The sequence below is a fragment of the Flagellimonas aquimarina genome (genome assembly GCF_003149745.1).
GTDB classification, from domain to species: Bacteria; Bacteroidota; Bacteroidia; order Flavobacteriales; family Flavobacteriaceae; genus Flagellimonas; species Flagellimonas aquimarina.
The window spans coordinates 66,701-78,864 of the sequence record NZ_QGEG01000005.1; the positions used below are offsets into that span (position 1 = coordinate 66,701).

General features: G+C 38.6%; 9 protein-coding genes. 1 reads left to right on the top strand and 8 read right to left on the bottom strand.

Annotation, left to right across the window (positions count from 1 at the left end; genetic code table 11):
• Window positions 1-183: 183 nt before the first annotated feature.
• The 7 genes from DKG77_RS15895 to DKG77_RS15925 form a co-directional block, all read right to left on the bottom strand.
• Window positions 184-2,469 (bottom strand): FdhF/YdeP family oxidoreductase, encoded by a 2,286-nt coding sequence (locus DKG77_RS15895; RefSeq protein ID WP_109665198.1) that lies wholly within the window; start codon window positions 2,467-2,469, stop codon window positions 184-186.
• 112 nt (window positions 2,470-2,581) lie between these two features.
• The gene (locus DKG77_RS15900) at window positions 2,582-3,448 is read right to left on the bottom strand and encodes an RNA polymerase sigma factor (protein ID WP_109665201.1); all 867 of its coding nucleotides are present in this window, start codon (window positions 3,446-3,448) and stop codon (window positions 2,582-2,584) included.
• Between the two features lie 3 nt (window positions 3,449-3,451).
• On the bottom strand, window positions 3,452-3,862 hold the full coding sequence (locus DKG77_RS15905; protein WP_165819409.1) for a YybH family protein: 411 nt from the start codon (window positions 3,860-3,862) through the stop codon (window positions 3,452-3,454).
• Between the two features lie 152 nt (window positions 3,863-4,014).
• Complete coding sequence (locus tag DKG77_RS15910; RefSeq protein ID WP_109665207.1) at window positions 4,015-4,857, bottom strand: sugar phosphate nucleotidyltransferase; 843 nt, start codon at window positions 4,855-4,857, stop codon at window positions 4,015-4,017.
• Window positions 4,857-5,912 carry a GHMP family kinase ATP-binding protein gene (locus DKG77_RS15915; RefSeq protein WP_109665209.1) on the bottom strand — a complete coding sequence of 352 codons (1,056 nt, stop codon included), beginning with the start codon at window positions 5,910-5,912 and terminating at the stop codon, window positions 4,857-4,859. The genes DKG77_RS15910 and DKG77_RS15915 overlap by 1 nt, the downstream gene beginning before the upstream one ends.
• A 9-nt stretch (window positions 5,913-5,921) precedes the next feature.
• Window positions 5,922-7,313 (bottom strand): Gfo/Idh/MocA family protein, encoded by a 1,392-nt coding sequence (locus DKG77_RS15920; RefSeq protein ID WP_109665212.1) that lies wholly within the window; start codon window positions 7,311-7,313, stop codon window positions 5,922-5,924.
• Window positions 7,314-7,465: 152 nt separating this feature from the next.
• Window positions 7,466-10,108 (bottom strand): valine--tRNA ligase, encoded by a 2,643-nt coding sequence (locus DKG77_RS15925; protein ID WP_109665216.1) that lies wholly within the window; start codon window positions 10,106-10,108, stop codon window positions 7,466-7,468.
• Between the two features lie 196 nt (window positions 10,109-10,304).
• On the opposite strand from DKG77_RS15925, the gene DKG77_RS15930 reads away from it, so the two are divergent.
• Window positions 10,305-10,694: a DUF1573 domain-containing protein gene (locus DKG77_RS15930; RefSeq protein ID WP_109665447.1), complete on the top strand. Its 390-nt coding sequence runs from the start codon at window positions 10,305-10,307 to the stop codon at window positions 10,692-10,694.
• A gap of 58 nt (window positions 10,695-10,752) precedes the next feature.
• Here the strand turns inward: DKG77_RS15930 and DKG77_RS15935 are convergent, their stop codons facing one another.
• Window positions 10,753-12,048 (bottom strand): aspartyl protease family protein, encoded by a 1,296-nt coding sequence (locus DKG77_RS15935; protein WP_243414946.1) that lies wholly within the window; start codon window positions 12,046-12,048, stop codon window positions 10,753-10,755.
• Window positions 12,049-12,164 lie beyond the last annotated feature (116 nt).

The following is a 12,164-nucleotide window of genomic DNA, read 5'->3' on the forward strand; positions in this document are numbered from 1 at the left end:
GGTATGAACAATGAGCTTCTTGAGCAGCGATATGACTCTAAAAATAGTAAAAACTACCATAAACCTCACAGATTATCCAAAAAATAGAAGTCTTGTGTTGTTTTAAAACGAGGGGAAGTTAAAAATCCAATTTTATTTTTACTGTTTGGTTTTAAGGCTATTACCTAGTTTTTATAACCAAAATTATCTGATCTGTATTTTAACAATAACAGATTTACTAACCGGTGTATGACTTTTATCTGCGTACAAATCTATGGGAACAAGAACATTGGTTTCTGGAAAATATGCGCACAGATTTCCAGAAGGAATATTATAAGGAATCAGTTTGAATTTTTCCGCTCTACGCTCTGTACCATCATAGCTGCTTACTAAATCCACAATTTGTTGTGGCATTAATTGTCCTTTTCTCATATCATCGATATTCATAAAAACGACCCGTCGTTCTCCAAATATACCTCTGTATCTATCATTCATCCCATAAATGGTAGTGTTGAATTGGTCATGGCTGCGCACCGTCATCAATATGAATTCATCTTCTTTTAAGTCATGTTTAGGTGTTGCGCAGATTGAAAATTGTGCTTTTCCGCCAGGTAACTTGGAAAAATCAGCTTCTCTTGAATTATTGGGAAGGTAAAACCCCGAACCCTTAGACCTTTTTGAATATTCCCGGTATCCATCTAAAACTTGAGAAATTTTTTCTCTTACCAAATCATAGTTGGTCCCCAATGACGTCCAATCAACCACGGAATCTTTTCCGAAATAGGTTTGTGCCATGTTCGCAACAATCTCTGGTTCACTCTTTAAATGCGAACTAGCGGGTGCTAACCTACCTTTACTTTGATGCACCTTTCCCATGCTGTTTTCAACGGTCACAAAACGTTCCTTATCCATTTCCGTTCTTCCCAAAGTAGGTAAAATCAAAGCCGTTTTACCAGCTGTTAGATGAGTACGATTCAATTTTGTGCTTACAGAAACTGTTAAATCACAAGCCTGGAGTGCTCCGGAGGTATATATGGTATCTGAGGCCGCAGAAACAAAATTCCCGCCTAATGCAACAAAAACCTTGGCTTTTCCTTTGTGCATTGCCTTTATGGCATTCACCGTATCCAATCCTTCTTTATTTGGTGGTTGAAAACCGAAAACGTTCTTAATGGATTTGTTCAACGATTCCGAAACATAGTGCATAATACCCACACTTCTATCTCCTTGTACATTACTATGCCCACGCACAGGACAAGTACCTGCTCCTTTTTTACCTATGCTTCCTTTGAGCAACAAAAGATTTACGCATTCCTTTATGTTTTCAACTCCATTTTTATGCTGCGTAAGTCCCATGGCCCAACATATAATTATTTTGGATTTTTTTGCCAATACATCAACCGCCAAGTCTATTTTTGACGAATCTACACCACACAATTGAAGTAATTCTTGTTCACTATAGTTCTTCAGATCATCCAATAGTTCTTGAAATCCAATCGTTTTTTCCGAAATAAAATCATTGTCAAATACGTGTTCTCCCTCTTGGTGACGATTTGCCAACCGTTTCATAATCAGTTTTAGCAAAGAAACATCCTGGTTTATTTTAACCTGAAGAAAGATATCCGTCAGCTGAGTGCCAGTTCCCAATATTCCACTTAGTTGCTGTGGGTTTTTAAATCTGTTCAGTCCACTCTCAGAAAGTGGGTTAATGGTAATGATCTTACCGCCATTGTCCTTACATTTTTGCAAAGCAGTCAACATTCTGGGGTGATTGGTTCCTGGGTTTTGCCCAACAACAATTACCACCTCAGCCTCTGGAAAATCCTCCAGAACCACAGAGCCTTTGCCAATACCTAAAGTTTCTGAAAGGGCCACTCCACTAGATTCATGACACATATTGGAGCAATCTGGCATATTATTAGTGCCAAAAGCGCGCACAAAAAGACCATATAAAAATGCGGCCTCATTGCTAGAACGTCCAGATGTGTAAAAAATAGCTTCATCTGGAGAATCTAGAGCATGTAGATTTTCTGCTATTATTTGGAAAGATTCCTCCCAGGAAATGGGTTCATAATGAATTGAGCCTGGCCTTAAAATGAAGGGCTCGGTAATTCTACCACTTTTTCCTATTCGATAATCTGTCCATCTAGAAATTTCCTCAACGGAATACTTCTCAAAAAAAACTTTATCCACGCGTTCCAATGTAGCTTCCTCTGCAATTGCTTTAGCTCCATTTTCACAGTACTCCCCTAATTTGGAAGGCTTTTCTGGGTCTGGCCAAGCGCAGCCGGGACAATCAAACCCTTCCTTTTGATTCATATGGGAAAGCGTTCTTAAAGACCTGAACAAACCGGATTCTTTACTTACATGCTCCAAAGCAGCCTTTATCCCCGGAATTCCGGCGGCATAATCTGAAGGTTCTCTAACATTCAAAGAAGAAAACTCTATAGTTCCTGTAGCAGAAATGTTCCGTTTTAGCGTGTTGGCCATAAATCAAAATTATCTTTAAAGATACAGATTGCAATAAACATTGACTAGGCATGCCTTCTCCTCTAAAAAATAGAGAAGAAGTCATAACCTAGCTGTTTGCCTATAAGGCTAGCTATAGATTAAAAGTTTCCTTAATGCTTTTAGTAGAAAGTAACTTCTTAATAGACGCCAGCTTATCCGGGCTTTTTAAAAAAGGATGCTCTTGATATATTTTTTGATAATCTGATAACACCTCATTGGAATATGTCTCTATCTTTTTATCAACCATCTCACTGACTCTTCCAATTACGTCTTTTTGAAAGTTTAGTCCAACAGGGTCAACATATCCCATTTTAATAAAGCCCGCCGTTTTTCGATGACACCTGCAAGGGTTGGCAGTATTTATGAGTCCACACTTGTGGTCCATGAAATTATATAACTGTTTTTTGGCCCGGTGCAGCTTCACTCTAAAGTTCTGCCTACTGATCTCCATAACCTCGCTCCCCATAGTATCAGGAAACTCAAAAAGTTCTCCAATAATGTATATGAGGCGTTGCTCTCTATCCAAACATAATAACATCCCTTTCATACAACTGATCTTTGCCTCTTGAACCAACATTTTTTCTTCAACCTCAAATGAATAATTCGAAAGTGATTCGTCCGGTAATTGGTCCAAGCCTTGCCCAAATTGGTCAAAAGTAAGCGGGTCCAGCTCATGCTTTCCTCTCTTCATATTAAGAAAGTGGTTCTTAATAATACGGTACATCCAGGTTTTAAAACTGCTTTTTTGCTTAAAAGCAGCAAGCTTTGTAATTACCTTAATTAATACCTCCTGTGTAAGATCTGCTGCTTCACTGCTATCGCCAATAAAAGAAACAGCAACATTGTAAATCCAATCTTGATGTTTTTTGATCAAGAGCTCCAAGGCCTTTTTATTGCCAGAAAGTGCCTTTTCAATAAGAACTTCATCAGCTGTATTCAGATTTAATTTCAAGGACATACCTTATTTATTCATTAGAAAGTTCCCATGCGGGTTATCAAACGTAAGCAACCATTTACCATCTACTTGTTTTTTAAGATTGGCAATAGAAAGCCCACTTTGTTGGATTTTGGTGCCATCTGGTGCGGTCCCATTCATTACCCATGGTGCAATATGAGTTGCGGTATCTCCATTCACAAAAACTTCGTGCCCTTTGGGATACTCAAATATTGGGTCAATGGAAAATGCGCCCAAAAACATGTCCCGCAATTGCTCAGTATCTGTAACGGGAGACTCTGGTTCAAAGATAACCAATGCTCCAGATTGATAACTGGACATTACTCCTTCGATATCTTTTCCATTAAAGGACTTGGTCATGGACTCCACGGCGTTGAGCACATCTTGTTGATCTTTTGAAACTTCTGTTGTTTGCATAATTTTTGGTGTTTGGGAATTAATACTTGTGGTCATACCTAAGCACATGACCAATGTTAGATAAATGCATCTTTTGTAAATCATATTGTTTGCTTTATGATTTAGACACATCTCACAACACGACTGTTACAGTAACTTTTGAAGATTCTTGATTATTTAAAAAAAATATTGATGTCCTCCGCGTTGGTCAAATCAGGAATATGTTCTGAACGGGGATAGCAAATCATACTATTGGGATTATCTGTCACCAGGTTTCTGACAGCTTCTGGCAACTCCTTCTCTCCCCTAATAGAATGTATGGGGCATTTTACCAAATAGGGATAAATACTTTTTCCAAAAAAACTAAAAATGTTCATGCTTACCCTTAATTCTCCTTCTGAATCTCTAAACATATCCAAATCCTCCAACTCTGGTTTTTCAATAATGCCTTTTAAAAAGCCCTTATCGGAAATATCCATTAGTGCAAATTTTGAAATGCGATCATCAGAAAACCTTAATCCTGTGCTTCCGTAACTTATTAAGGCATTAGGAGCTTCCCTTTCTTCTCGCAAATCTTGCAGTGCTTCTTTTGAATATAGATTGTCCCCATTACAAACCGTAAATATCCTATTCTTTAACTCAGGATATTGATCTAAACATTGTTGCAAGGCATCAGCGGTACCCATTGGCCTTTGTCTACCTTCGGGTATGGTTTGAACTGCAAAATGTACTGAAAGATTTAGATATGTGTTATCATAATCCTTTTTGCCAACCAAATCCTTGAATCCCATATTTGTATATCCAGTAACAAGATAAACTTCCATATATCCTGCATTTGCAGCATTTTGAATTAGATAATGCAATAAGGGTTTCCCTGCTTTTCCTAATGGAATTAAACTTTTATGCTGCTCTTTTGCTATGGTTTTTACGGATTCTTCCAAATCTGCAGTTTCCAAGCTTTTCTTCATTCGCGAGGATGCTCCACCAACCATGATGATCAAACTTTCGTTCTGCATTAGACAATAGTTGTTAATTCAACTTCATATGCAGCTTTTGCGCCGTGCGTCATGAACGCCTCCATAATCTCTTTTTGGTTTTCCTTTGCCAAGGCTACCATGCAGCCTCCACCACCAGAGCCAATTATTTTTGTACCCAAAGCTCCGGCCTTTAACGCGGCTTTCATCATTTTCGTCATTTCAACTGGTGTATTTTGAATATTTTCCTGAAGTATGGCCTGATGTTGGTTCATTAATTCTCCCAAAATTTCTACATCTGGGATGGGCTTCTGTAATTCTTTTTTGGCTTTCAAAGTTATGTTGTAATTAAAAATAGTGGCATACCAATGGGATTGAAACTCCTCTGGGACTATATTTAAATACTTTTCATAATCTTCAGGGCTCGCCTTATGCAAATTAAACAAAGGGGTTGCTCTCTTTACAGCCTCTATCCCCTTTTGAGCATATACCCTAGCATTTTTCAACACATCGAGTGTTCTTTTTGGCAATCCAGATTCGGCAACAACCAGTTTTCTCAAACTTGATTTTAACGGGGTGCTTTCACTTGTTTTGGTGTTTATGTACAACAATCCTCCTTGAGCAATCGTATACTGATCCATTAGCCCCCCTGGTTGATTAAAATAAACGACCTCAGCTTCGTAAGCCCATTGTCCAATAGTTGCATTGTTCACCTGTTTTGGTTCCTCTTGAATAGCAATCAGAAATCTTATCCAAGCAACCATAAGGGCTGATGAACTTGACAATCCTGCGTTTAAAGGAATGGTTCCATGTATTTCAATCGTATAGCCACGCTTAAACTTAAATCCATACGTTTTAAGCACCGATATTCCTGAACGAAAATAATCTCCATTGGAAATATTCTTAAGAGCATCATGAATTGAAATAACCTTTTCTTCTCCTAAATCTGCAAGTAAAATTCTAAATTCGGACTGTTCATTTGGAATTGCTTTTATATGGATAAATCTATTGATGGCTCCAGCAATTACAGGAAGGTCCAAATAATCCTGATGATCTCCATAAAAACAGATTCTTGCAGGGGCCGAAACTTCAATCATACCTAAAATCTAAGTAATAATATTTAGCGGTTGGGTGGTTTTCCAGTTTCCCCTAGTGAAATCTGGAAAATGTTGAGGAGACCCTCCACTAGCAACAGAACGCTCACTTAAAGGTGCAACAGCGCTCCAAAAACAGCCTTCATATACGTTCTGATCTAAAGGAAGCCCTTTTTGTAGACATTCCACAATGCGATAAACCATAATACCATCCATGCCTCCATGACCACTTCCTTTAGCCGCTTCATTCAATCTTTTGTAAAGAGGGTGATCATATTTTTGGTAAATAGCTTCCATTTGCTCTCCTTGGACCCAATCGTGATGATTCTTGGTTATGCCTTCAACACCCCCTTCCAAGGCTATGCGTGTAGGAAATCCAGCTAGGGCACCCTTGGTCCCCTGTATTAGATTTAACCTTGTATAGGGTCTAGGGCTAGTTTCGTCCCATTGTACCATAATGGTCTTGCCCATGGCTGTTTTTAGAATCGAGGTATTTAAATCTCCCCCTTTAAAATCCAAGGCATTCCATTTATGGTCAGCTGGGTAGTTCTTTTCTGCATATGCTTTCCTTCCTAATGCCGGAGTAGAAAATGAGACCAGACTATGCAGATTATCCTCGCTTCTGGCCAAGTTCATGTATTGTGCCACCGGGCCCAATCCATGGGTAGGGTACAAATTTCCATTTCTATGGGCATAATGGTGTGTGCGCCAAGAACCGGTGCCCCGTTTCTGCTCTTCCATTTGCCAGCGTAATTCATGAATGTAAGATGCCTCACCATGCAACAGCTCACCTATCAGCCCTAGTCTGCAAATATTCAGGAAAAGCAACTCATCCCTACCATAATTAACATTCTCCATCATCATACAATGCCTCTGAGTACGCTCAGAAGTGTCAACAATATCCCACATTTCATTCAGGGTAACAGCAATGGGAACCTCAACAAATGCGTGTGCTCCTTGGTTCATGGCTTCTATGGCCATTGGAGCATGATTCAACCAATTGGTCGCAATAAACACAAGATCTGGCTTTACCTCTTGGAGCATTAATTTCCATTTATTTTCATCACCCCAATAATGCGCTATTTTCGTATGCCCATTTTCTCCCGAAACTTCTTTGACCCATTGTGTTTTTTCCTTCACCAAATCTTCATACAAATCGCAAATGGCCACTACTTCAGTGTTTGGCAATGTGGCGAAGAATTTTAGGTGTGTTCCTCCTCTGGCGCCAACACCAATAAATGCCGCTCTTATCTTTTCCAGTTTAGGAGCCGCATAGTCTCCCATATATGTGGATAGTCGTGGTCTTCCTGAAATGGCCTTTAAACTATTTGGGAGCAAGGAAACTGCAGCTGCGGATAATGAGGTCTTCTTGAGAAAGTTTCTTCTGTTTAGTTTTTTTTTCATTGAAGGATATTGAACAATTTAGTCAATCAATAGTAATTACATTCCAGTGTTGAATGTAATGAATATTGGGATACTAGTCCATAATCTATTCCTAAGTGATAGATATTGCTATTAAAGCACTATCTGGTAAACAGTAAGAAAATTTAAGGCGCTTATCCTAAACTTGCCAAACTTTTCTCTAAAGTCTCAATTTTGGCCTCTGCATCAGATGCTTTCTTTTTTTCAATAGCAACCACTTTTTCAGGGGCATTGCTAACAAAACGTTCATTGCTGAGCTTCTTTTTAACAGATTGCAAAAAACCTTTGGTGTAATTGAGTTCATCGGTAATCTTCTTGATCTCTGCCTCAACATCTATAGCACCGCCAATAGGAATAAAGTACTCGTTACTTTTTACCCTGAAACTCAAAGCGCCTTCCAATGCTTCTTTTACAGTTTCCATTTGAGATAAATTGCACAATTTGGATATGACTGGATCCATTTTATTGCTTACCTCCCCGCTATTTAAGACAGAAAGTTCCAATGCTTCTTTTTGAGGTATGTTTTTTTCCTTTCTTATTGTCCTGATTCCAGAAATTACTTCAGCGGCAAAGTCAAACCCTGAGATTAGGTCTGTATCAACATTAACTCTTTTGGGCCAATTTGAAACAATAAGGGCCTCTTCTGGAGAACGTTCAGTGATATGCTGCCAGACTTCTTCTGATAAAAATGGCATAAAGGGATGTAACAATTTCAAATTCTCTTCAAACAAATTAATTATGGCATCAAAGGTGGTTTGATCTATGGGTTGTTGATATGCCGGCTTAACAATTTCCAAAAGCCATGAACAGAAATCGTCCCAAACCAGCTTGTAAATTGCCATTAACGCATCTGAAATTCTGTATTTTGAAAAATGATCTTCAATTTCTGCGAGTGTCTGATTGAATTTAGCCGTATACCAATCAACTCCAATTTTTGCAGCTTCTGGTTGCGGTAAATCTTCTACTTCCCAACCTTTTATCAATCGGAAGGCATTCCAAATCTTATTGGCAAAGTTTTTTCCTTGCTGACATAATGCTTCATCGAACATAAGATCGTTACCTGCTGCAGAACTCAACAAAAGTCCGACCCTTACTCCGTCTGCTCCAAAATCTTTTATAAGCTTGAGAGCATCCGGAGAATTACCCAGTTGTTTGGACATTTTTCGGCGTTGTTTGTCGCGCACCAACCCAGTCAGATACACATTTTCAAAAGGCCGTTTTCCCTGGTATTCATAACCGGCAACAATCATCCTTGCCACCCAGAAGAACAAGATATCTGGTCCAGTGACCAAATCACTCGTAGGGTAGTAATAATTTATCTCTTCGTTATCAGGGTCTAAAATTCCATTAAAAACGCTAATAGGCCATAACCATGAGGAAAACCATGTATCCAGCGCATCTGGATCTTGAGTTAGGTCATCTACGGTTAAAGACTTCTCAACTCCATTGGAAATGATAGCTTCCTGTGCTTTTTTAAGGGCTTCTTCTTTGTTTTCGGCAACAACAAAGTCGTTTTTACCATCGCCGTAGTAATAGGCAGGAATCTGCTGCCCCCACCATAATTGACGAGAAATATTCCAATCCCTTATGTTTTCCATCCAGTGGCGGTATGTATTTTCAAACTTTTTAGGGTATAATTTAACATCTCCGTTTTTCAACACTGCATCTAGAGCGGGCTTGGCCAGGCCTTCCATTTTTAGGAACCATTGGTCTGAAAGTCTTGGCTCAATAACTGCTTTGGTGCGCTCAGAAGTGCCCACTTTGTTAATATGTTGTTCTGTTTTTACCAAAAAACCCTTTTCTTCAAGCTCTTTTGAGATTTCTTTTCGGACCACAAAACGGTCTTTTCCCTTGTAGTGGAGACCATACGAGTTAAGTGTGGCATCCTCATTAAAGATATCTATGACCTCCAAATCATGCTTATCTCCTAAATTCTTATCATTTTCGTCATGAGCTGGTGTCACTTTTAAGCATCCTGTACCAAATTCAATATCCACGTATTCGTCCTCAATTATGGGAATAACCCTGTTGCAGATAGGAACAATGGCCTTTTTTCCTTTTAAATGGTGGTATCTCTCATCATTAGGATTAATACAAATAGCGGTATCTCCTAAAATAGTCTCGGGACGCGTGGTCGCAATGGTAACTTTCTCATCTGAGCCTTCAATTGGGTAAGCAAAATAATATAAGGTGCCCTGACGTTCTTCATGCACTACTTCTTCATCAGATAAGGTAGTTTTAGCCTCTGGATCCCAGTTTACCATCCGATACCCCCTGTAAATCAGGCCTTTTTCATATAAATCCACAAAAACTTTGATAACAGATGCTGACATATCGTCATCCATTGTGAATTTTTTTCGTTTCCAGTCCAAGGAACACCCAAGTTTTTCTAGCTGTTTAAAAATAACACCTCCGTACTCATGGGTCCATTCCCAAACATGCTTTAAAAACTCTTCTCTAGTCAAATCGGATTTTTCAATCCCCTCAGCCTTCAATTTAGCAACCACTTTTGCTTCAGTGGCAATGGCTGCATGATCTGAACCCGGTACCCAACAAGCATTCTTACCCATTAGCCGCGCTCTTCTTATTAGCACATCTTGAATGGTATTGTTAAGCATATGGCCCATATGCAACACTCCGGTAACATTAGGTGGGGGTATTACGATTGTATAAGGTTCTCTATCATCAGGTTTTGAACTGAAAAAATCGTGCTTCATCCAGTAATCGTACCAGTGCTCTTCTACCCTATTTGGGTCATATTTTGATGGAATTTCCATTTTTCGGTATAGTTTTTGTCTTTTTGGACTCAGATTGGTTTTTTGAAGGGAACACGCTATGTTAATTTATCGCTATTCTTCCTCTGAGAGCCAATCTCGAAATACGAAACAAAAATAAGTAACGTTATTACATAACAAAAGAATTTTGGATGCAGGTGTGAAAACATTTAAATTTGAAGTTCACCCAAAACTAGAAATGATGAAAAAAACTGTACTCATGTTGTTTGTTGGACTTTTGTCTTTAGGCGTTTATGCCCAAGAGTCAACAGCAAAGATTGAATTTAAAAGTGAGACCATTGACTACGGTGAAATTGAAAAAGGTAGCGATGGAGTTCGAGTTTTCGAATTTACCAATACAGGAAGTGTTCCGCTGGTAATCAGTAATGTTAAATCCAGTTGTGGATGTACCATACCAAAAAAGCCGGAAGACCCAATTTTACCAGGTAAAACTGGCCAGATTCAGGTTAAATATGACACAAAAAGGGTTGGCCCTATCAGAAAGGCCATCACCGTAACTTCCAATGCGGATACTCCTACCAAGGTTCTTAAAATAAAAGGGAACGTTAAGGCTGAAGGAGCCAAATAGAAGAAAATAATTCAGAAACTAAAGTCCTGTGAATATTCATTCATGGGACTTTTTTTATTTAGAACACCTTTTTAAGCACAAAAGAGAACAACAAATCTTTGTTATACCGCTCTATTAAAACGCGTACACGCTTTCCTTCTTTTTCATTAAGCATTTTTAGGACTTCTTGCAGTTTATAACGGTGTATTCTTTTACCGTTGACCGCTAATATCACATCTCCAGCCTGTAATCCAGCCTCTGCAGCTGGGCTTCCTGCTCTAATTCCAGAAACTATAATTTCCGGCACTAGGCTCAGTCTGGTCTTATTTTCCAGGAGAATCTGGACATTACCAAAGGAGCCTTCTTCGCTTTTCACCACTCCATTAAAACCCGCTATACTCTCCGCTATATACCTGAGCCCATTATGCTGTAATTCTATACCTGCCATGTTATATTGGAATGGGGCCCTAAAATTTCCATTCTTTTTAAAAGTGACCTGTCCTCTGGCGTAATCAAAAATGATATTAAACCGTTTTAAAATTTCACCACCCACGCTCCCATTGCGATCTCCCAAGTTTTTAATAAATCCAAAAGATTCTCGATATGGAAAAGCTGCTTTTGCGTCTTTTAACTCAAAATCTCCAATTTTAATTCCACTGACCTTCGTGCGCTTGCCAAAAATATCTCCGCTTAATCCACGTCCTAAATAGTCTTCATAGTTTTTCTCAGGTATCTCCAACCCTTTTTCTGGTTCTCTAAAAAGCCAAAGTGCATCACTACTTCCCGTATCCACTAGTAATTTAACAGGGATATCTTCATCATTCTCCATTAAAACAGTACCCTCAACATAGGCTTTCCTTCGTTCTATGGATAAACGGAGGGTTTGGGATTTACTATGGGGGTCATGTTTGTATAAATCAGGATTATGTAGTTTAATGTTTCGAGCAGCATAGTTAATTTCTACTTTAAAGTCCCTGAACAGGTCATATCCCAAAATACCATGCACAGGTATTCCTAAGGATGTCGAGAAATTAATTTCCTTGTCTAAAACCACATATAAATCTTGGTTGTAATTCTTGACTTTTCCAAGCTTAAACACATTACCCTTGGAACTTAACGCTTTCATTGGTTCACCATCCCCTAGCCCTCTAATTGTGACCTCCGAAACATTGTTAATTTGTAACGAATCTCTATCCGAAAGATTAAAAAGTATAGGTTTACTTACTCCTGAATCTAATACAAAAGTGAGTTCTTCACCATTAATTTCGATAGGAATTATGATAAGGTTGTTAATTAGATCAAAATTGATTTTTTGGAATTTTTGGTCTTTGGGCAACTTAAAGCCTTGTGCCGAAATCAAAAAAGGAAGTGACACAAAAAGAAGTGTAAAAAGATGTAGGTTTTTTTTCAAATTGCTTACTTCTAAAAGGTTATGTTATTCAATATACAAAATAATAACCGACTCTAACTTTAATTTAACATTCCTATAAC